The following is a 21,194-nucleotide window of genomic DNA, read 5'->3' as shown; positions in this document are numbered from 1 at the left end:
GTTTGTGATCGTCGATGGCCATCCGATCCACAAGGCGAAGCTGGTCAGGGACTATGTGGAGAGCTTGGAAGGCAAGCTCAACCTGTTCTACTTGCCGCCTTACTCGCCGCAACTGAATCCGGACGAGCAGGTCTGGGCGCACGTGAAGCGCCAGGTATCAAAGCGTCTGGTGCAAAACCATGAGGAAATGAAGCGGCTAGCAATCGGCGCCTTGCGTCGAATCCAAAAGCTACCCGGGCTGGTGAAATCGTTCTTCCGCCAGCCTGAGTGCCAATATGCCTGCCAGTGACAATACTTTTGCAAAGCTTAGTAAAATGAACCATTTTCAATCTTTAACATTTTATCATGTCGCATCGCAGTACCCTAGAAAAGGGGTTTTACCGCCCCGACATTGATGGACTACGTGGCATCGCTGTTTTGCTAGTTGTTCTGTGCCATGCAGGATTCACTCAATTCAAAGGTGGATTTATTGGCGTAGACATTTTCTTTGTAATATCAGGATTTATTGTCAGCACAACCATAATCCCCAATATCGAACAAAACAAGCTGTCACTTGTCGACTTCTACGCCAAGAGAGCAAAAAGGCTACTGCCGTCGCTATACCTGGTTTGCATCACGACTTTCCTTTTTTCATCGCTATTCCTACTGCCTCAGAATCTCATCGAGGTAGCGAAGAACATTGGTTATATCTCTATTTTCTCTTCTAATATATATCTCTCACACCAAACAGGCTACTTTGCGCCTCAAGCGACCGATTTGCCGTTGCTACATACTTGGTCCCTGTCTGTCGAAGAGCAATTTTACTTAATACTACCCGCCGCGCTTATCGCCCTTCTGCCACGAGGACGCCGCTTCACTATCGTCGCCTTTGGCATATTGTCTCTGGCCTCTCTTTACGTCTCAGAGACAAATACCAGCCATGGCAATGAAGCCGCCTATTACCTTTTTCAGAATCGTGCATTCGAGTTTCTGCTCGGCGTAATTCTGGCACTCTGCCTAGGCCAAGCCAAAGCAGCAAGAAAATGGCCATTCGACATTCTTCTCCTGGTTGGTCTGATAGCATTAGGAACAATCACTTACACATACAGTGAAAAAACACCATTCCCAGGTTGGCATGCTTTAATTCCTTGTGGCGCAGCATTAATACTCATTTTCGCCGGGAATCGCACCGCCTTTTTCAGAATATTTTTGGATAACAAGCCTCTTGTTTATGCTGGAAAAATTTCTTATTGTTTATATTTATGGCATTGGCCGGTAATTTTCGCGTTCAATAGATTCGGCTATGACAGCATCTATGGGCATAGCGTTGCCATATTAATCAGTACAGGGCTTGCAATACTGACACATCACCTTATAGAAAAGCCCTTTCGATATTCAGCCACGCCAAACAAAAAGGCGCTACTGCGCCTTATGCTATCACCCATATTGCTAAGTGGCGCATTAATAATAATTGGTAAAAACACTGACCGATTCCTCTTCCTCTACCCGGAGAAAGTCGTCAGTTACTATAAAGATGCAGGCGATCTATGGGAAGCGCCTCGCGAGAAGTATTGCTGGCAGAAAATCGGCATCTCCAATAGCCAGCAGTGCCGACTTGGACACGAAGATGCCACTCCCAATTCAGTGCTCTGGGGGGATTCTCATGCCTATCATTTCGTCAACTTTATAGATAACATAGGCAAAGAAAAGCAGCTAACCATTCACGATATTGCGTATAGCGAATGCCCTCCCATTGCCAATATGTCGGCCACTTCAAACGACTCGCATTACAAAGACAACAATAGCAGATGCAAAATACACGATAAAAACGCAATGGAGTACATCTTAAAAGAACCAGCCATCCGTTACGTATTCATGTCGGCTGTATGGCATAGCTACCAGAACAGCGGAACAGATCAAAATGCAACCTACGGTATCGGGTTTCACCCCGGCGAATTCGAGAAAGAACTTCAAACCACGATACAGCAGCTAGAGAGCGCCGGAAAACAAGTAGTCATCTTGGACGATATCCCAACCATTCCGAAATCAATGGTCAACTGCCAAGCATACAATGAACTATTTCTTCCAGTTAAACAACAAAACTGCTCATATCCAGAAAAACTGGCAGATGGAAACTACCTATCCGTACAAGACATGTTTGGCCGAATAAAAAAGACCAATCCAAAAGTGAGCATTATTAATACATTCAATGTTTTGTGCTCGAATGGCATCTGCCGCACATCGTTTGGTCAAGTTCCGGCCTACCGTTATGATGACATAGGGCACTTAGGCGTTTCGGCCAGCAAGATTTTCTTTGACGAATATATGCGTCGTAATCCAGGAGAGCTCGATAAGCTGTTCCCTGCCAGACATAATGAGCACATAGGCCAAAAACTGTAATTCACAATTAAGCCAAGGCCCCGCCACTCGCGGGGCCATTAACCTATTCAGCAATAGTGGCGCCACTCCGAAATAGTCTTACAACCCGGGACAGGGCGGAGGCAATGCCCTGGACTCGCCCCTCAGAGCCGCCACCAGCCTACGTCATAGTCCCCACCACCTCCCCCGCCCGCTCCCGCAACTGATACTTCACCACCTTCCCCGACGCATTGGTCGGCAGCGCGTCGACCAGCAGTACCCTGCGCGGCACCTTGTAGTTGGCCATCTGCTCGCGGCACCAGGCGATCAGCCCGCCCTCGGTCAGCTCGCCTCCCTGCTTCGCCACCACATAGGCCCAGCCCACCTCGCCCAGGCGCTCGTCGGGCATGCCGATCACCGCCGCCTGCGCGACGGCCGGGCAGCGCATGGCCGCAGTGGGTGGCGGTGGTGAGATAGAGTGTCCCAGCGGCGCAGGTTATAATTTTTGCCCCAGCCTCCCGCCTTCGCGCCCCACCTCCGATGCATGCTTTGTCGTTCCTGCAAGCCCTGAAGCAGCTGCCTTCCCACTACGTCGAGCGCGGCGTGCGCTACTCCCGCGAAGGGCGCGTTAACATCGTCGTGCTCGACGAAACCGGCTGCCGCGCCGAGGTGCAAGGCAGCGAACTCCGCCCCTACCTGGTGACGCTGTTCTTCGAGCCGGACGGCAAAATTGACGACGACTGCAGCTGCCCGATCGGCGGCGGCTGCAAGCACGTCGCGGCAGTGCTGACGATCCTGGCGGAACAGGCGATGGGCACAACGCTGGGCGGTAACGCCATCCAGCCTGTCGCCGCGCGCGACGAGTTGAGCTTCGCCCTGCGCTGGCTGGCCGAGACGCCGGGAGCGCCAGCCGCAGAGGGCAAGCCGGAAGAGCATGTACGTTATCTGCTGTCGACCACGGAGTGGGCCGACCCGGTACGGCTCACCCTGTCGGCCAAGCTGTTCCACCGCCTGAAAAACGGCAAGTGGTCGGCACCGCGACGCTACGACTACTTCGCGCCCGACCGCTGGCGCAAGGCCCCCGCCTACCTGCAGCCGATCGACCACCAGATCGGCCAGCTGGCTTGGCGTGCCTCGTATTACCGCGACGACCCTATCGAGCTGTCCGACGAGACCGGCGCGCTGCTGTTGCAACTGCTGGCTGAAAGCGGGCGCTGTTATCTGGAGAAGTTCGACGGCCTGTTACTGCGCTGGGGCGAACCGCTGCCGCTGACGATGGCGTGGCATAGCCACGAGGACGGCGCCACCTGGCCGCAACCGATCGCCGGAGAGCTGGATACCGCGACCTCCTGCGTGCTGCCCTACCAGCCGCCCTGTTATCTGGATTACCAAGGGCCGAACACGGCCATCGCCGGCCGCGCCAACAGCCCGTGGCCAGCCCCGCTGCTGGCGCATTTGCTGCACGCTTCGGCCATGCCGACACAGGTGTGGCAGCAACTGGCCGAGCGTGAGCCGCAACAGTGGAACCGGCTGAGCCTGCCGTTGCCGGGCGAGCGGCCGCTGCGCGTCGTCAGCGACGTGGCGCCCTCGCCCGTGTTGCGCGTGCGGTTCGTGGGCTCGGCAGACGCGCCGCAGCGCGTGATCCAGCCCGGGTTCGACTACGACGGCGTGCACGTTGGCGCGGGCGACGAGGCTTGCGTCACGGTGCGTCAGGATGGTCAAGCCGTGCAGGTGTGGCGCGATCTGGCCGCCGAAGCGGGTTGGCTCTCTGCCCTCGCCGCGCCGCCGGCACGCGACTGCTACCCGCCTGCGTTATGGCCGGCGCTGCAGCCGGGCGACCGCGCCCAGCCGAGCGACATGGCGTGGGTGCGCTTCTTGTCCGAAGCAGTGCCAGCGCTGCGCGCAGCCGGCTGGCACGTCGAAATCGCACCGGAGGCCGAGCTCGAGGTGCTGTCGGCCGACGACTGGTGGGGCGAGCTCGAGGAGAGCGGCAACGACTGGTTCAGCCTGGAACTGGGGGTGGTGGTCGACGGCGAGAAGCTCAGCCTGCTGCCGCTGTTGGTCGACGCGATCCGCCAGGCGCCGGCCGATTACCGGCTGGAGGCGTTGGCGGGCCAGGCGCAACTGCTGCTGCCGGCCGGCCCCGGCCGTTACCTGACACTGCCCGGCGAACGGCTGCGCCCTATCCTCGCCACCCTGACCGAGCTGTTCGAACGCGACGCGCCGCTGGACGGGCCGCTGCAACTGCCCGCCAGCCATGCCGCGCGGCTCGGCGAGCTGGGCGAGCTGCCCTGGGCCGGCGGCGAGCGTTTGCGCGCACTGGCGGCCAAGCTGAAAGACTTTCAGGGCATCCAGCCGCTGGCGGCGCCGCAAGGCTTTCGCGCTACGCTGCGTGGCTACCAGCAGCAGGGCCTGGGCTGGCTGCAGTTTTTGCGCGAATACGGCCTCAACGGCGTGCTGGCCGACGACATGGGCCTGGGCAAGACGGTGCAGGCGCTGGCGCATATCGTCAGCGAAAAGGTCGCCGGCCGGCTCGATGCCCCCTGCCTGGTGATCGCCCCGACCAGCCTGATGTTCAACTGGCAGCGCGAAGCCGCGCAGTTCGCGCCGGATTTGACTGTGCTGCTGCTGCACGGCCCGCAACGGCACCGGCACTTCGAGCAGCTCGGCGCGGCAGACGTGGTGCTGACCACTTACCCGCTACTGGCGCGCGACCAGGAGACATTGCGCGCCCAACGCTGGCACGTGTTGATCCTCGACGAGGCGCAGGCGATCAAGAATCCCAAGGCGCAAGCGGCGCAGATCGTGCGCGAACTGGATGCCCGGCACCGGCTGTGCCTGACCGGCACGCCGATGGAAAACCATCTGGGCGAGCTGTGGGCGTTATTCGACTTCCTGATGCCGGGCTTTCTCGGCAGCGAGACGCAATTCAAGCGCGTGTTTCGCACCCCGATCGAAAAACAGGGGGACAACGAGCGCCGCCGGTCGTTGGCGCGGCGTGTGGCGCCGTTCCTGCTGCGCAGGAGCAAGAACGAGGTGGCGACCGAGCTGCCGCCCAAGACCGAGATCGTGCGCGCGGCCGAGTTGTCCGGGGCGCAGCGCGACCTGTACGAAACGGTGCGTCTGGCATTGCATGAGAAGGTGCGGCGCGAAGTGGCGGCCAAGGGCTTCAAGCGCAGCCAGATCGTGATTCTGGACGCGCTGCTCAAACTGCGCGAAGCGTGTTGCGACCCGCGCCTGGTCAAGCTGGAGCAGGCGGCCAAGGTCAAGCACTCGGCCAAGCTGGAACTGCTGATGCAGTTGCTGCCGGAGCTGGTGGAGGAAGGCCGCCGCATCCTGCTGTTCTCGTCGTTCACGCGCATGCTCGGCCTGATCGAGGACGAACTAAACGCGCGCGGCATCGACTACGTCAAGCTCACCGGCCAGACGCGCGACCGCGCCACGCCGGTGGCGCGCTTCCAGGCCGGCGAGGTGCCGGTGTTCCTGATCAGCCTGAAGGCGGGCGGCGTCGGCCTGAACCTAACCGCCGCCGACACCGTGATCCATTATGACCCGTGGTGGAATCCGGCGGTGGAGGAGCAGGCCACCGACCGCGCCTACCGCATCGGTCAGGACAAGCCGGTGTTCGTGTACCGGCTGCTGTGTCAGGGCACGGTGGAAGAAAAAATGCAGGCGCTCAAAGACCGCAAGCAGGCACTGGCGGCCGGCGTGTACGGCGAAACCGGCGACATCGCCGCGCTGCTCGCTCCTGACGACCTGAGCGAGCTATTTGCCCCGCTGGATTCCTGAATGCACTCCGCTCTCGGCACTGACTTGGCAACCGGTGCGATGCGCGCCGTTTCACCGTGCGACGATACATTCAAGAGTCGCTAACACAACGAAGTTGCTGCGAAGCTAAAACCCAGCGTAGCGGCCTTGCTAGGCGTGCTGCCGCAAACATACGGCAAGGCAGCACAACAACGCCAAGGGGGTTTGTTAGCGGCTCAAGGGAAGGCGACGCGCAGCGTGGCGGACACCGGCCGCGCCTGGCAGGCCAGAATCCAGCCTTCGGCCAGCTCGGCCGCGTCGAGGATCTGGTTGCCGAGCAGCGTCACCTCACCGGCTTCGACCTTGCACATACAGGCACCGCAGGCGCCGGCTCGGCAGGACGACGGCGGCTTCATGCCGGCGCGGGCCATCGCGTCGAGCAGCACTTCGCCCGGCTGCCAGTCGAAGGCGTACACCTCGTCGTCGAGCGACACCTCCACCTGCGCGGCGGTGGCACTGCTGTCGACCGGCAGCGGCGCGTTGCCGGCCACGAAGCGCTCCAGGTGCACCCGCTCGGCCGGCACGGCCAACTGCGCCAGCGCCGCCTCGGCAGCCGCCATGAACGGCGCCGGGCCGCAGATGAAGGCGTCGGCATCGCGCCACGGCGCGACGAGGCTGGCCAGCTGCTCGGCCGACGTGATGCCCTGCACCCCATCGAGCCAGTGGATGACGCGGAAGCGCTGTGGATGCAGGCGTGCCAGTTCCGCCAGTTCGGCGGCGAAGATCACCGAGCGCTCGTCGCGGTTGGCGTAGAGCAGCGTCACCTGCCCGCGCCCCACCGCCAGCGCCGACTTGGCAATGGCGATCACCGGGGTGATGCCGCTGCCGCCGGCGAACAGCAGCAGGTCGGCGTCGAGACTGGCCGGAACGAACAGGCCGGCAGGCTGAGCCACCTCCAGCCAGTCGCCGGCGGCGACGTGGTCGCACAGCCAGTTCGACGCGCGGCCGTCGCGGACCCGTTTCACCGTCACCTTGGGCGGTTCGGCCAACGCCGGGCTGCTCGCCAGCGAGTAGCAGCGCACCAGCGTCTCGCCCGCCACCGGCAGGCGGAAGGTGAGGAACTGCCCGGGCTTGGCGCGGAAGCGTTCGGCCAAGTCGGCCGGCACCTCGAACACGAAGGACTTGGCCTCGGGCGTTTCGGTGCGCACCTCGGCGACGCGCAGCCGGTAGAAGCCCGGGGCGGGATTGCGGGCGTAGTCCATGGCTCAGTCCGCGGTCATCAAGAAGCCGTTGTCGACGCGCAGCTCCAGCCCGTTCACCCAGCGCGACTCGTCCGAGGCGAGGAACAGCACCACGTTGGCGACGTCCACCGGCTCGCACATGCGCGCCAGCGGGTCAGCGCCACTGTCGCTCATCTGGCTCGGGTCAGCCTGCGCGGCCAGCGCCGCCACCATCGGCGTCTTGATGCCGTCCGGGTGGATGGAGTTGCAGCGGATGTGGTACTTCTGGCGCTTGCAGTAGGCGGCGACGCTGCGGGTGAGCGCGGCCACCGCGCCCTTGCTGGCCGAGTACGCGCAGAACATCGACATGCCGCCGATGCCGGCGAGCGACGACATATTGACGATGGAGCCGCCACCCGTGCCCTTCATCGCCTTCACCGCCGACTGGCAGCCCAGGAAATAGCCGGCGGCGTTGATGTCGAGCAGGCGGCGCCATTGATCCAGCGTGGTGTCCTCGATCGAGCCCAGCTGCAGGATGGCGGCGTTGTTGACCAGCACGTCGAGCCGGCCGAAGCGCGACAGCGTCAGCTCCATCGCACGCTGCCAGTCGGCCTCGCTGGCGATATCGTGGCGCACGAACAGCGCCGCATCGCCGATCTCGCTCGCCAGCGCCTGGCCGGCGTCGGTGTTGACGTCGGTGATCACCACCCGCGCACCCTCGCGCGCCAACAGCAGCGCGTCCTCGCGGCCCACGCCGCTGGCGCCGCCGGTGATCAGCGCCACCTTGCCGGCCACCCGGCCATTAGCTTGTTGTGTCATTTGTCGTCTCCTCGTTGTCGATGGGCTGGGGGTTGGCCGCACGCTGCCGGCCGGTGTGGGGTGTGGCCGCGTGGCGGCCGGCGTGCCGTCCCGACCAGAGACAGTCGGCGAGCGACAGCCCGCTGACGTAACGGCAGGAGGCGATGCCGATCACCAGCACGTCGCAGCTGGCCTACCAGTGTTGTTCGCTGTGGTGGGTATCCGCTGTCATCGTCGCAACCTGTCAGTAGGGTTGCGGACATCTTCGCGGGTGGGGGATGGAGCTACATCGTCCGAGGGGACTAGGGTGAGTGTTCGTGAGGTGGTGGTGGGGTTCGAGTTCATGGACGAGGGTTCGATTCCCCCCGCCCCACCAACGCCCAATGGCTTGTGCAATCGTAGCGTTCAAGGGGCCGCTCTTCTGTCCGGATTCATGCAGGCGCTGCGAAAGGTGATCGGGCTCGGCAGCGCCTCGCTGATGGAGAGATGCGCAACGGCTTGGCCCGCGTGTTCACACATCCCTTTTGACGGATTGGCACTATACGTTGTCGTGTTCTCACTATGTGTCGCGCAGCAGCCAAAAATACAATCTCCACTACCACAATCACCGACCCGGGAAGCCCACGTGGATTCACGACAACCACTCGACACGCAGGCCATCGGTCTCATGCTGGTGCTCTGCCTGATCTGGAGCATGCAGCAAATCGCGCTCAAGGCGACGGCTGCGGACATCTCTCCCATCCTGCAAATCGCGCTGCGCTCGGGTATCGGCGCGGCCCTGGTGGGCCTGTTCATGAGGGCGCGCGGCGAGCCCATGCCCTTTAGCGACGGTGCCTGGCGGCCGGGGCTGGTCGTGGGCTGTCTGTTCGCGCTGGAATACCTGCTCGTGGGACAGGGGCTGCGTTTCACTTCCGCATCGCACACGGTGGTGTTTCTCTATACCGCGCCGATCTTTGCGGCCCTCGGCCTGCATTGGAAGCTGCCGTCGGAACGGCTTGCGCCGCTGCAATGGGTGGGCATCGCACTGGCCTTCGGCGGCATCGCCGCGGCCTTCCTCGGCCGCAGCCACCAAGGCGCGACGGGCGGGCTGTCCAGCACGCTCCTGGGGGACTTGCTCGCATTGGCAGCGGGCGCAGCCTGGGGGGCGACCACGGTGGTGATACGCACCACCCGCCTGTCTGGCCTGCCGGCCGCACAGACCCTGCTTTACCAGTTGGTGGCCGCCTTTGTGCTCCTGCTGGCGGGCGCTGCGGTGTTGGGGCAAACCACGTTCCACCCGACGCCGCTTGCCTGGGCCAGCCTGGCGTTTCAATCGGTGATCGTTTCGTTTGCCAGCTTCCTGGCGTGGTTCTGGCTGCTTCGGCACTACCTGGCTTCGCGCTTGGGGGTGTTCTCGTTCATGACCCCGTTGTTCGGCATCGTTCTAGGCGCCTGGCTGTTGAACGAGCCGATCGACCCCAGTTTCCTCACCGGCGCGCTGCTGGTACTGGCCGGCATCGTACTGGTCAGCGGTTACGGCTTGCTGAAACAACTAACAGGGACGTTGGCGGCGCAACGGTAGCCGGTGGGCATCGGCCAGGGAGCACAACCCCACGGACCGGCGATTTCGTTCTGCCTTTGCCGACGGCGTGTCGACGGGGTTTGCCCTGCCTGCGCCAGGCTCGCTACACTGCCGCGCTAGCTGGCCGTTTGCCGGGCCAGCGTAGTCCGTAAGAACCTGTTCTCGATCTGCTGCGTTCTATCTCCTAGGCCTTGGGTGATCCTGCGTTGAAATGACGCTCAACATGCTCATGTACTCCATGTACATTCCGCTGTTTCGCGTCATTTCGCCTTGGCTGACCCTTCGTTCGCGAGATCGTGAACAGGTTCTAAAAAGTCGTTGAACAGGCCCTTAGCCCCGTCAGGATCACTCAACATGAACGAACAACTCGCGCACACCAAACTCAACCGTGCCATACAGCAGCTCGGCGCCGGGCAGCCCGCCCAGGCGCGCGCCACCCTGCAGCCGGTGCTGAAGGCCTATCCCGACAGCCCGCAGCTGCACCTGCTGATGGGGCTGGCGCTGGTGAAACTGGCCCAGGACGACGGGGCGCTGCGCCACTTTGGCCAGGCCATCGCACTGGAGCCGCGCATGGCCGAGGCCTATGTGAACCGGGGCATCATGCTGAAGAACCGGGGCCGGCTGGACGAGGCGCTGGCCGATCTGGACCGCGCCATCGCACTACACCCCAACCTGGCGGAGGCCTACTACAACCGCGGCAATGTGCGGCTTGCCCTCAATCAGATGCAGGCGGCGCGCGACGACTTTGCCACCGCGGTACGACTCAATCCGCATTACGCCGACGCGCTGGCCAACCTGGGTGAGCTGTTGGCGCGCGACGGCGCCTTTGCCGAGGCGTTCCCGCTGTTGCGGCAGGCGGTGGTGCTGCAGGCGGATCGGCCCGAGTTCCACGACAGCCTGGGCAATGCGCTGAGCGGCCTGTCCCGCCACGAAGAGGCCATCGCCGCCTACCGAACTGCGCTGCAGCTGAACCCGAGCCAACCCGACGTGCTGGCCCACCTGGGCAACGCACTGGCCGAGTGCGAACACTACGACGAGGCGCGGCAGTGTTTCGACCTGCTGCTGCAGGCCCAGCCTCGTCATGCGCAGGGGCTGAACGCCAAGTCCCACATGATGGCGGCGCTGGGACGATACGACGAGGCACGGGCGCTGCTGGAACAGGCACTGGCGATCCAGCCCGATTTCGCGCTGGCGCAGTTCAACTTGGCACTGCTGTTGCTGCGCCAGGGCGACTACGTGGCCGGCTGGCGCCATTACGAGGCGCGCCGCCTCGACCCGGCGACGCGGCGCAGCTGCGCGTTGCGCGAATTCTCCCAGCCCGAATGGCAGGGCGAGGATCTGGCCGGCAAGACCCTGCTGCTGCACCAGGAGCAGGGGCTGGGCGACACCCTCCAGATGCTGCGCTATCTGCCGATCTTGGCCGACCGTGGCGCGCGACTGGTGCTGCTGGTGACGCCCGCCGTGGCGGCGCTGGCTGCCTCGCTCGGCACGTCGGTCGAGATCGTCACCGACGCCGAAGCGCTGCCGCCGTTCGACCTGCATTGCCCATTGATGTCGCTGCCGCTGTGGCTGGCCACCACGCTGGACAGCATCCCTGCGGCGCAGGGCTATCTGAGTGTCGATGCAGAACGGCAGCAGCAGTGGGCCGAGCACCTCGGCCCGCGCAGCAAGCCGCGCATCGGCCTGGCGTGGTCGGGATCGCGCCATCACAGCAACGACCGGCGCCGCAGCCTGCCGCTGGGCGCGCTGGCCGAACTGCTGTCGCTGGATGTGGAGTTCCATTCGCTGCAACTGGACTATCGGGAAACACCGGAAGAGATCGCCGCACAGGGCATCCGCGATCATGCGGCCCTGCTGCACAGTCTGGCCGACACCGCCGCGCTGATCGCGCAGCTGGATGCGGTGATCAGCGTCGATACCTCGGTGGCGCACCTAGCCGCCGCGCTTGGCAAACCGTGCTGGCTACTGCTGCCGGCCCACCCGGACTTCCGCTGGGGCCTCACAGGCGACACCAGCCCGTGGTACGGCAGCATGACGCTGTTCCGCCAGGGCGACGATAGGCAGTGGCCGCCGGTCGTCGATGCGCTGCGCCGCCACGCCGAGGACTGGCTGGGCAGCCAGCCGGGCTGAACGGCGCATCTACCCTTCACTCCCGCCCGGCGCCACGGCGTCGGGTTTCTTCCCCACCAAACAATCCCGCCTCACCACTTCATCCGGCCCATGTGTCCACCGGATGAATCGTCATTGAATATTCTCAGTGCTTTGCCATATTTCAGGGGACGGAAGCGTCACCCTGCTGCTCCGCTTCCGTGGGCGGAAGTCGCCTGATTTACCTTTCTACCAACGGCTAGAAATTTAAATCGAAGGACCATCATGGATACCGTGGCCTATTTTCTGATCGGGATGGTGGTATATGGCGCGGGACCTTGCGCCATCGCCTACATGATTTACCGGTTTCTGAGCAAACGTGTAGTGAAGCCCCGTTTCTTCGTCGACCACGACGAGGACTTCCATCCACACGGCGGCAGATGGGCCAAGCCCTGACGTCGACAGCTTTTTCCCACTCCCTCCACCGGACCGCCCATCCATGCAGCAACGGGGCGCCGGCTTGCAGCAACAGGCGAGTTGATCTCGCCGTTTTTTTGCCTGCAGGTCGTCCTGCCTAGCGCGCCTGCCGGCCGCTCAGCCAGTACATCGTGCCACTGGTCGCTATAGCCAGCGTCGCGGCCAGCAGATAGGCCGGCGCGATGCCGAGCCTCAGCACACTGGCGCTGGCCACCAGGAAGAACACCGCGAAGCTGAACGAGCTCATCACGAAACCGCGCAGCAGGTTGGTCGCCATCCGGGCGCCCTGCTGCAAGTGGGTGAACGCGGCGAACACCAGGCCCAGTACCGGAAACGGCGCGATCAGGCCGCTGAGCGTCGGCCCCAGCCGGTCGGCCATTGTGGTCAGCGTCACCACGAAGCTGGTGGCGATCAGGATGCGCACCGGCAGGTCCCACTTCGGCGGCACGACCCGCTCGCCGCTGGCCGGATGGCGCGGCATCAGCCGGGAAGCCAGCAGGCTCATGGCCAGCAGGCTGAAGAACGCCGACCACAGCTGCCAGGCCACCTGTTTCAGCACCAGCGTGGACAACAGGAAGGTGGCGACGCCGACCGCGACACTGGCCAGCCAGCCCCAGCGGCGCGCCGCCCAGGTGTAGGTCAGGCAGAACAGGCAGTTGGAGATCTGGCCGGCCAGGCTGCCCACCGCCGCATGGGCGCTGAAGGCCGGGCCGTATTCGCAGGCGAGCAGCACCGAGATCGGCCCGGAGGTCAGCGGCAGCCCGATCAGCAACCCGCTCACCACCGGCCCCCAGCGCCGCCCGGCCCAGGAGGCCGAGCTGATCATGAAGGGGGTGGTAAGCAGTTTGAAGGCGATGATCAGCACGATGAAAAATCCTGTCAGCAAAAGGCTGCCCGGACATTGATGCCGGGCCGTTGGCAGAACGGCGGCGCGGCATAGCGGCCCGTTCGGTTCGCCCATCTTGCTGGCTGGGTGCTAAGGTAGTCCAATGCGAAATTTGCATGCCGGCTCGATGCGCAAAACGCATGGCATGGTGCGTTTCATGCATCGCCAATCGACGCGGCAAACCGACCCCTTTTCTCAGAGCAACACATGGACACTCGATGGCTTCAGGACTTTCTGACGCTGGCAGAAGTACGCAATTTCACCCGCGCGGCCGAGCTGCGCAATCTGTCGCAGGCGGCGTTTAGCCGGCGCATCCAGGGGCTGGAGCAGTGGCTGGGCGCCCGGCTGATCGACCGCAACGCCTTCCCCACTGCGCTGACCGAGGCCGGCGAGCTGTTCCGCGACACCGCCGCCGACATCATTGCCAAGATGTCGACCGCGCGCACCGAGATCGCCGCCTCGCAGGACCGCGACCAGATCCGCCTGGCCCTGCCCTATGCGCTGGCCACCACCCGGCTGCCGGGCTGGTGGAAGGCCTGGACCGGCGGCCAGCGCGTGGGCTGCAAGCTGGAGCTGGGCAATATCCACGACATCGTGTCGGCGCTGATTGCCGGCTCGGCCGACCTGCTGATCTGCTTCCAGCAGGCGGCCCAGCCGGTGCCGATCGATGCGGAGCGCTACGAACGCCTGGTGCTCGGCACCGAGATCATCCGCCCCTACGCGGCGCGCAGCGAGGTGGAAGCCGGCCGCATCGCCCTGCCCGGCAGCGCGGCGGCACCGGTGCCGCTGTTGATGTATTCGACGACGGTGTATTTCGCGCGGCTGGTCGACACGGTGATCGAGAACGCGCCGGAGAAGATCCACGGCTTCCGCGCCTTCGAGACCGAGCTGTCCGACGCAATGGCGGATCTGGCCGCTGGCGGGCTGGGCGTCGCCTGGCTGCCGGAGAGCTCGTTCGGGCCGAACCGCACCTGGGACCTGGTCGCGCTGGGTAACGGCCGCTGGGATACCGAGGTATCGATCTGCGCCTACAAGGAAAAGAACAACCAGCGCCCGGTGGTCGCCCGGCTGTGGCAGAGCATCGAGCGCGAGCTGAGCTTGGCCGAAGCGGGCTAGCCGCGGTCTTCCTCGTGCACCAGCGGCGCCACCGCCACCATCGTCGCGAGCGAGCGGCGCGCCAGTTGCTGATAGAGCCGCGTGCCGCCCGCCTTGCCGGCGATCTCGGCATCGCTGAGCCCCCGAACCACCCGTGCCGGCACGCCGGCGACCAGCACGCCGGCCGGCACCTGCATGCCCTTCGGCACGAAAGCCGAGGCGGCGACGAAGGCGTTGTCGCCGACCACCGCGTCGTCCATCACCACCGCGTTCATGCCGACCAGCGCATTGCGGCCGATGCGGCAGCCGTGAATCACCGCGCCGTGGCCGATGTGGCCGCCGACGTCGACCAGCACCTCGACTCCGACGTTCGAGTGGATCACGCAGCCGTCCTGCACGTTGACCCCGGCCGCCAGCCGGATACGGCCGAAGTCGCCGCGCAGCACCGCGCAGGGGCCGACATAGCAGTCCGCCCCGACGATGACGTCGCCGATCAGCACTGCGTCCGGGTGGACGAAGGCGCTCGGGTCGACCACCGGCACGATGCCGTCGAGTGCATAGACCTTGGCCATTGTCTCTCCTCCTGATCCGTCATTGAGCCTGGCTCATAGAACCTGTTTACGATCTCGCGAACGAAGGGTCAGCCAAGGCGAAATGGCGCGAAACAGCGGAATGGACACGGAGTCCATGAGCATGTTGAGCGCCATTTCAACGCAGGATCACCGCTCAAAGATCGACCGCAGCAGATTGTCGGCAGGTTCTTACACCACCCGTGCCGGATGCTGTTCCTTGGGCGCACCGAATTGCTCTCGGTACGATGGCGGCAGGCGACCGTTGTCGGTGATGCCGTAACGCTCGGCCAGCTCGGCGGTGATCAGCGCCTTGCCGGACAGACTGGCAAGCTGCGGATCGCGGCTCAGCGCTTCGACGATGCGGCCGTTGAACTGCGGCGTCTCGGCCACCGCCAACAGCTCGGCGTACTGGTCAGCCCGGAGGCGGCCGGCGACGCGGGTGCGCTCGGTCAGCTGCGGGCCGAGCCACAGCGATACCGCCGCCACGCCGTGCGCCTCCAGGTCCACCGCCATGTCGGCGGCCAGCTTGTCGACGCCGGCCTTCTGCGCGCCGTAGGCCGGGCCGTGCATATAGCAGTTGGCGCCAAACGACGACACGAAGGCAATCAGGCCGCGCTGCTGCCTCACCATCAGCGGCGCCGCGTAATAGCTGGCGACATAGGCGGAACGCAGCCCGACGTCGAGGATGCGCACCATGTCGAGCGGCTTCTGCCAGAAGCCACCGGCGTCGATCAGGTTCTCGTGCAGGAAGGTGGCGTTGTTGACCAGGATGTCGAGCCGGCCGTTGTCGCGTTCCACCCGCTCGAACAGCGCCTGGATCTGCTCGTCGTCAGCGTGGTCGCACAGCACCGGGATGCCGCGCCCGCCGGCGCGGGTGACCGCTTCGGCAGTCTCGTCGATGGTGCCGGGCAGCACCTCGCCGCACAGGCTGGCGCCCCCCTGCCCGCCGCTGGAGCGGCCGGTCACGTACACCGTCATGCCGGCCTCGCCCAGCGCGATCGCCATGCCCTTGCCGACGCCGCGGCTGGCGCCGGTGACCACCGCTACTCGTTGTTCGCTCATCGTTCTCTCCTTGTCGCTACGGTCACGAGGTGTGCTCGGCCGCCTGTTCGGCCCGCGTCGGCCCGGTCTGCTGTTGCGCTGCCAGGTGATGGGCGGCGATGTAGCCGAAGGTCATCGCCGGGCCCAAGGTGGAGCCGGCGCCCGGATAGGTCGGCCCCATCACCGAGGCGGCGGTATTGCCGATCGCGTACAGGCCGACAATGGCCGAGCCGTCCTCGCGCAGCACCCGGGCATACTCGTCGGTCAGCAAGCCGCCCTTGGTGCCGATGTCTCCGGCGTCGACCCGCACCGCGTAGAACGGTGCTTTTAGGATCGGAGCCAGACAAGGGTTGGGTTTAATGTCCGGATCGCCGTAGTAGCGGTCGAAGGCGTTGCCGCCCTTGCCGAATTCCAGGTCCTCGCCGCGCTCGGCGTAGCCGTTCATCCGTGCCACCGTGTCGGCGAGGCCAGCCGCATCGACGCCGATCTGTTCAGCCAACGCGTCCAAGGTCGTCGCGCGATGAATCATCGTCCCCCACCAGTGCTCGGGCACGCGGAAGTCCGGCTGCACCATGCCCGGCAACAGCGGCCCTATCGGGTAGCACGAACGGAAACGCGCGTCGAACACCAGCCAGGCCGGCACGCTGCGGCCGGTGCGGGCATGGTCGTCGTACATCGCGTAGACGATGTCGGTGTAAGGTGCCGCCTCGTTGACGAAGCGCCGCCCCTGGCCGTTGACCATCACGCAACCGGGCAGCGCTCGCTCCATGAACAGTGCGCGCTGCTTCTCCTCGCCCGGCACGTGCATCGTCGGCGCCCACCAGGCGTGGTCGGTCAGGTCGGTGGCTGCGCCGAGCTTCAGCCCAGCGAGCAAGGCATCGCCGGTATTGGTCGGCGGCGCGGCGGTCCAGCCACTTTGGGTCGGGTTGGGCAGAAAACGCTCGCGCAGCGCCTGGTTGCGCTCGAAGCCGCCGGCACCGAGGATCACGCCGCGGCGTGCCGTGAGCGTCTGGCGTTGCCCCTTATGCTCGATCACTAGCCCGCTAATCCGGCCGTCGCGCTCGACCAGGTCGACGAGGGCGGTGTTCAGCCACAGCGGGATATTGCGATCAAGCATCGTGCGGCGCAGCCGGCCGATCAGCGCGTTACCCAGTGCCAGGCGCCGATCACGCCGGGTACGGCGCCGCCAGGCGATGTCTAGCCAGTAACGCGCCATCAGGCCGCCGAGCAGCTTCATCCAGCCCTTCTCCTTGGAGACCATCCGGTGCGCGTCAGCGGCGGTCATCGCCAAGCGCCCGCCGACCAGGGTGCCAGGCGACGGCTCGCGCATGTTGAAGAACTCTTCGCCCAGCTCGGCTGCGTCGAAGGCCTCCGGGTCCATGGTGCGGTAACCCGGCCGCGAGCCCGGCAATGCCTGGTAGTAATCGGCGTACAGCGGCAGCGAACGGAAGCGCACGTGGGTGTGCTCTTCGAACCAGCGCAGCATCGACGCGGCGTTGTCGACATAGGCTTCGAGCTTCGCTTCGGCCACCATGCCGCGCGTCGAACTCTTCAGATAGGTCAGCGCATCGGCGCGGTTGTCCTCGCCGCCGAGCGCGGCGATCTGGTGGTTGCACGGTATCCACACCCCGCCGCCGGATACCGCGCTGGTGCCGCCGTAGCGGTCGGACTTCTCGACTACCAGCACCGACAGGCCCTGCGCGTGGGCGGCGATGGCGCTGGCCAGCGCGCCGGCGCCGGAGCCGACTACCACCACGTCGTAGCTATCTTTGTTTTGTCTCATGACTGGTTCACCCATCAGATTCGGGACCCGAGTCGCCAAGAAAACCCAGCGTAGCGGTCCTGGCTAGGCGCGCCGCCGCAGACAGTACGTTTAGTACGGCAAGGCGGCGCAACAACGCCAGGAGGGTTTTATTGGCGACTCACGCTTACAGGAAGAAGTCGGTGTTGTCGCGGCCCAGCAATACCCCGCCGTAGTTGCGCGAGTACTTGTCGACGTTGTTGGCGACGTGGGTGCGCGCGCAATGGATGTCGACGAAGTAGCGCGACAAGGGGCTGCCGAGATAGATGCCGTGCGCGCCGGACGAGTAGAACAGCCGGCTGACCAGCTGCGCACAGCGGTCGACCACGCTGGCCGACTGCACCCGGTAGTGGATGCGGTCGAGCAGCTTCAACGGCTCGCCGGCGCGCAGCGAGGCCATCATGCTGGCGAAGTTGCGCAGCAGCATGGTGCGCATCTCGTCGATGGCGAGGCTGGTCTCGGCCGCCAGCTGCTGGGCGGTCGGGTCCTCGGCGGTGCGCGAGCCATCGTTGACACTGACGCGCCCCTTGCCGGCCTCGACAAAGCTGGTCAGCGCGCCCTGCAAGGCGCCGATGGTCGCGGTGGATACCGCGCGCACGAAGATCTGGCCGAACGGCAGCTGGTAGAGGGGAGCATCGTTGAGCGCCAGGCCCGGGCTGGTGCCGGCGAAGCCGTCCGACGACTTGTGGGTGCGGTAGTCCGGCACGAAGGCGCCCTCGACCACCACGTCCTGGCTGCCGGTGCCCTTCAGGCCGACGGTGTGCCAGACGTCGTCGGTGCGGAAATCGCCGCGCGGCACCAGGAAGGTGCGATATTCCGGCGCGCCACCCGGCTCCACCGGCGGCACCAGCACGCCGAGGAAGGCCCAGTCGCAGTGGTCGACGCCACTGGAGAAGCCCCAGCGTCCGGACAGCTTGAAGCCGCCGTCGACCCGCTCGATCTTGCCCTTGGGCATGTAGGACGACGAGATCAGCGTCGAACTGTCCTTCTCCCACACCTCGTTCTGCGCGCGCTCGTCGAACAGCGCCAACTGCCAGTTGTGCACCGCGATCACGCCGTAGATCCACGCGGTCGACATGCAGCCTTCGGCCAGCGCCATCTGCACCTCGAAGAACACCTGCGGGTCGAGCTGGTAGCCGCCCCAGCGCTTCGGTTGCAGCACGCGGAACAGGCCGGCGTCCTGCATGTCGGCGACAGTCTCGGCCGGCACGCGCCGTTCGCGTTCAGCACGCGGCGCGCGCTCGCGCAGTTGCGGGATCAGCGCGCGGGCACGCGCGACGAGTTCCTCGCCGGTGACGGTCTGGTCGGATGATGGTTCGCTGCGCATCGCACTCTCCTGCAATCGGGTGAAGGGGCAGGAGACGCAGACGCCTCCCGGTGGAGGCAGTGTTCTATGGATGCGGGGGTGGGTTCATCGTCCGAAGGGACTAAACGGGTGGGGAGCCTTCGCGTTATTCGGCCAATGTTGACGAGGGCGATGACCTTGTCAGTCCGGGTATGGCTTTGTTTTATCTGGGCGATAGCGGTTTCAACCCTTCGTGCGCATCGGAGATCACCAGCTTGACCCCAATTAGCCAGTGCTGACGCGGACCACGCAGGAAATCGATCCAGAATTCCTTGGCTTCGGATTCGCCGATCCCTAGGTCCAGCATCTCGCTCCGCCCATCCTGATTCACTGCGCAAGCGACTATGGCCGCCCACCCTTGCAACGAGCTGACGGTTACCCCGCTGGCCCGCCTACGCCGGGCTGACTGCTGGCTCGACGATGGCCAAGCCTTCGATCCAAGCACGGTATCGTTTGCCGGAGACAGTGGAGCGAGATATCCAACACGTCATTGGGACATCCCTTTTTTTATCTCCGCCCCGCCCAATCATCATGGCATTCGCTTATCGGCGCAGCCCCCCGGCCATCACTGTCAAAGGGGCAGGCCGTCAATAATGCTTAAGTCATAAACTTGATAATGGCATAATAATGACTTCAGCATTATTTCGCCCGGCACGGCGCTCCGCCCTGCCGGCTTTGCCATGACCGCCGATCTCACCACGCTGCTCGCCAGTTTCGCCGCCGCCTTCACCCAGGACGCCCGCCTGCTCACCCTCGAACTCGGCGACGGCCGCCGCTGGGCCGACGCCCTGCTGCCGCAGACCCTCAGCGGCGAGGAAGCGCTGTCCGACAGCTACCGCTACCAGCTCACCTGCCTGTCGCCCGACACCGAGCTCGCGCTGAAGGACCTGCTCGGCCAGCCGGTCCGGCTGACGGTGCAGGACGCCGACGGCGCCGCGGTGGCGCGCTGCGGGGTGGTGTCCTCCGCCCAGGCGCTCGGCAGCGATGGCGGCTTCGCCCGCTACGGCCTGACCATCGAGCCACCGATCGCGCTGCTGCGCCACCGCCGTACCAGCCGGGTGTTCCAGGACCTGTCGGTACCCGACATCGTCCAGCAGGTGCTGGCCGAACACCAAGGTACCAACCCCGGTTTCGCCCGGGTGCAGCATTGGCAGTTCCAGCTCAGTGGCGAGGCGCCAGTGCGCAGCTACTGCCTGCAATACCGCGAATCCGACTACGACTTCATCGTCCGGCTGCTGCACGAAGAGGGCTACCACTGGCACTTCGTGCATGACGGTGATGAGGGCGTGACCGAGCGAGGTAGCGCAGCGTCGCGAGGGAAGATGCCGCAAGTCACCCTGGTGGTCAGCGACGACCCGTACCGGCTGCCGGCGGCGCCGCTGGAACGGGTGCGCTTCCACCGCAGCGACGCCAGCGAGGAAGAGGACGGCCTGACCGACTGGGCCGGCAGCCGCCAGATCGTGCCGGGACGGGTGAGTCTCGCCAGTTTCGACTACCAGCCGGTCAGCACCCAGCACAGCGGCGATGCCTCGTCCGTTGAACAAGGCGACGGCGGCAGCGCGCTGCAGGCCAGCCTGGAAGACTACGACCCGCAGGGGCTCTATTACGCCGGCGACACCGAACAGCTCGGCCGCTACGCCCAGCTGCGCCAACAGGCCCACGATGCCCAGGCCAAGTCGTTCGATGGTGCCGGCTCGGTGCGCGGCCTGCTGGCCGGCGCCTGGTTCCGCCTCGACGGCCACCCGGCCCACGACGCCGATCCGGCCGAACAGCGCGAGTTCGTGGTCACCCGGCAGACCTTCACCGCCACCAACAACCTGCCGCGGGACTTAACTCAACAACTGCGCGCCGTCGCGCCTGGACTGTTTGCTCAGGAAAGCAAGCAAGGTCAGAACGACGCCCCACTCACGCCGTTCCAGACCCGCTTCCAGGCGCAGCGGCGCGGCCTGCCGCTGCCGCCGGCCTACGCCCACTCCGCCCAGGCCAAGCCGACCAGCCGCGGCGTACAGACCGCCACCGTGGTCGGCCCGCGAGGCAGCGATGCCGGATCAGAACAAGCCGCGGAGGTGCACACCGACCAACACGGCCGCATCAAGGTACAGTTCCACTGGCAGCGCCCCGACGAACACCCCACCATTGGTGCCAACCTCGACGACAAATCGTCCTGCTGGCTGCGCGTCGCCATGCCCAGCGCCGGCGCCGGCTGGGGCCACCAGTTCATCCCGC

General features: G+C 64.7%; 16 protein-coding genes and 1 pseudogene. 8 read left to right on the top strand and 9 right to left on the bottom strand.

The genetic code is table 11. The annotated features are described in order from the left end of the window. On the top strand, positions 1-289 hold a 289-nt coding region (locus tag QU481_RS21830), incomplete at its 5' end, for a transposase (protein ID WP_289828758.1). Between the two features lie 56 nt (positions 290-345). Then, complete coding sequence (locus QU481_RS21825; RefSeq protein ID WP_289832105.1) at positions 346-2,379, top strand: acyltransferase family protein; 2,034 nt, start codon at positions 346-348, stop codon at positions 2,377-2,379. 139 nt (positions 2,380-2,518) lie between these two features. Here the strand turns inward: QU481_RS21825 and QU481_RS21820 are convergent, their stop codons facing one another. Further along, positions 2,519-2,785 (bottom strand): AMP-binding enzyme, encoded by a 267-nt coding sequence (locus QU481_RS21820; protein ID WP_289832104.1) that lies wholly within the window; start codon positions 2,783-2,785, stop codon positions 2,519-2,521. 101 nt (positions 2,786-2,886) lie between these two features. Here QU481_RS21820 and QU481_RS21815 point away from each other — a divergent pair, with 101 nt between their 5' ends. Then, positions 2,887-6,126, top strand: a complete 3,240-nt coding sequence (locus QU481_RS21815) for a DEAD/DEAH box helicase (RefSeq protein WP_289832103.1) — start codon at positions 2,887-2,889, stop codon at positions 6,124-6,126. A gap of 194 nt (positions 6,127-6,320) precedes the next feature. On the opposite strand, the gene QU481_RS21810 is transcribed toward QU481_RS21815, so the two are convergent. Together QU481_RS21810 and QU481_RS21805 are read right to left on the bottom strand one after the other, a co-directional pair. After that, the gene (locus QU481_RS21810) at positions 6,321-7,346 is read right to left on the bottom strand and encodes a ferredoxin--NADP reductase (protein WP_289832102.1); all 1,026 of its coding nucleotides are present in this window, start codon (positions 7,344-7,346) and stop codon (positions 6,321-6,323) included. A 3-nt stretch (positions 7,347-7,349) separates the two neighbouring features. Continuing rightward, positions 7,350-8,123: a glucose 1-dehydrogenase gene (locus QU481_RS21805; RefSeq protein WP_289832101.1), complete on the bottom strand. Its 774-nt coding sequence runs from the start codon at positions 8,121-8,123 to the stop codon at positions 7,350-7,352. 604 nt (positions 8,124-8,727) lie between these two features. Between QU481_RS21805 and QU481_RS21800 the strand changes: the two genes are divergently transcribed. From QU481_RS21800 to QU481_RS21790, 3 genes are all read left to right on the top strand, one after another. Further along, positions 8,728-9,663, top strand: a complete 936-nt coding sequence (locus QU481_RS21800; RefSeq protein WP_289832100.1) for a DMT family transporter — start codon at positions 8,728-8,730, stop codon at positions 9,661-9,663. 354 nt (positions 9,664-10,017) lie between these two features. Then, entirely contained in the window at positions 10,018-11,793 is a 1,776-nt protein-coding gene (locus QU481_RS21795; protein ID WP_289832099.1) for a tetratricopeptide repeat protein, read from the top strand. 243 nt (positions 11,794-12,036) lie between these two features. Then, a complete protein-coding gene (locus QU481_RS21790) occupies positions 12,037-12,207 on the top strand; it encodes a hypothetical protein (RefSeq protein ID WP_289832098.1) in 171 nt (56 codons plus the stop codon). A 118-nt stretch (positions 12,208-12,325) separates the two neighbouring features. On the opposite strand, the gene QU481_RS21785 is transcribed toward QU481_RS21790, so the two are convergent. After that, on the bottom strand, positions 12,326-13,093 hold the full coding sequence (locus QU481_RS21785) for a hypothetical protein (protein ID WP_289832097.1): 768 nt from the start codon (positions 13,091-13,093) through the stop codon (positions 12,326-12,328). A gap of 228 nt (positions 13,094-13,321) precedes the next feature. Here QU481_RS21785 and QU481_RS21780 point away from each other — a divergent pair, with 228 nt between their 5' ends. Beyond that, positions 13,322-14,230 carry a LysR family transcriptional regulator gene (locus QU481_RS21780; RefSeq protein ID WP_289832096.1) on the top strand — a complete coding sequence of 303 codons (909 nt, stop codon included), beginning with the start codon at positions 13,322-13,324 and terminating at the stop codon, positions 14,228-14,230. Here the strand turns inward: QU481_RS21780 and QU481_RS21775 are convergent. The 5 genes and pseudogenes from QU481_RS21775 to QU481_RS21755 all read right to left on the bottom strand — a co-directional run. Continuing rightward, the gene (locus QU481_RS21775) at positions 14,227-14,781 is read right to left on the bottom strand and encodes an acyltransferase (protein ID WP_289832095.1); all 555 of its coding nucleotides are present in this window, start codon (positions 14,779-14,781) and stop codon (positions 14,227-14,229) included. The genes QU481_RS21780 and QU481_RS21775 overlap by 4 nt on opposite strands. 189 nt (positions 14,782-14,970) lie before the next feature. Further along, positions 14,971-15,843 carry an SDR family NAD(P)-dependent oxidoreductase gene (locus tag QU481_RS21770; RefSeq protein ID WP_289832094.1) on the bottom strand — a complete coding sequence of 291 codons (873 nt, stop codon included), beginning with the start codon at positions 15,841-15,843 and terminating at the stop codon, positions 14,971-14,973. Between the two features lie 22 nt (positions 15,844-15,865). Further along, positions 15,866-17,605 (bottom strand): FAD-dependent oxidoreductase, encoded by a 1,740-nt coding sequence (locus QU481_RS21765; RefSeq protein ID WP_289832093.1) that lies wholly within the window; start codon positions 17,603-17,605, stop codon positions 15,866-15,868. Between the two features lie 145 nt (positions 17,606-17,750). Further along, complete coding sequence (locus QU481_RS21760; protein WP_289832092.1) at positions 17,751-18,950, bottom strand: acyl-CoA dehydrogenase family protein; 1,200 nt, start codon at positions 18,948-18,950, stop codon at positions 17,751-17,753. A gap of 199 nt (positions 18,951-19,149) precedes the next feature. Further along, positions 19,150-19,320: pseudogene (locus QU481_RS21755) on the bottom strand (transposase); the annotation flags it as partial. 328 nt (positions 19,321-19,648) lie between these two features. Between QU481_RS21755 and QU481_RS21750 the strand changes: the two are divergent. After that, positions 19,649-21,194 (top strand): type VI secretion system Vgr family protein (locus tag QU481_RS21750; protein WP_289832091.1); only part of this gene is annotated, 1,546 nt, incomplete at its 3' end.

The sequence above is a fragment of the Crenobacter oryzisoli genome (assembly GCF_030385785.1).
GTDB lineage: Bacteria > Pseudomonadota > Gammaproteobacteria > Burkholderiales > Chromobacteriaceae > Crenobacter_A > Crenobacter_A oryzisoli.
Note: the sequence above shows the minus strand (reverse complement) of the source record. Positions and strands in the feature narration are given on the sequence as shown.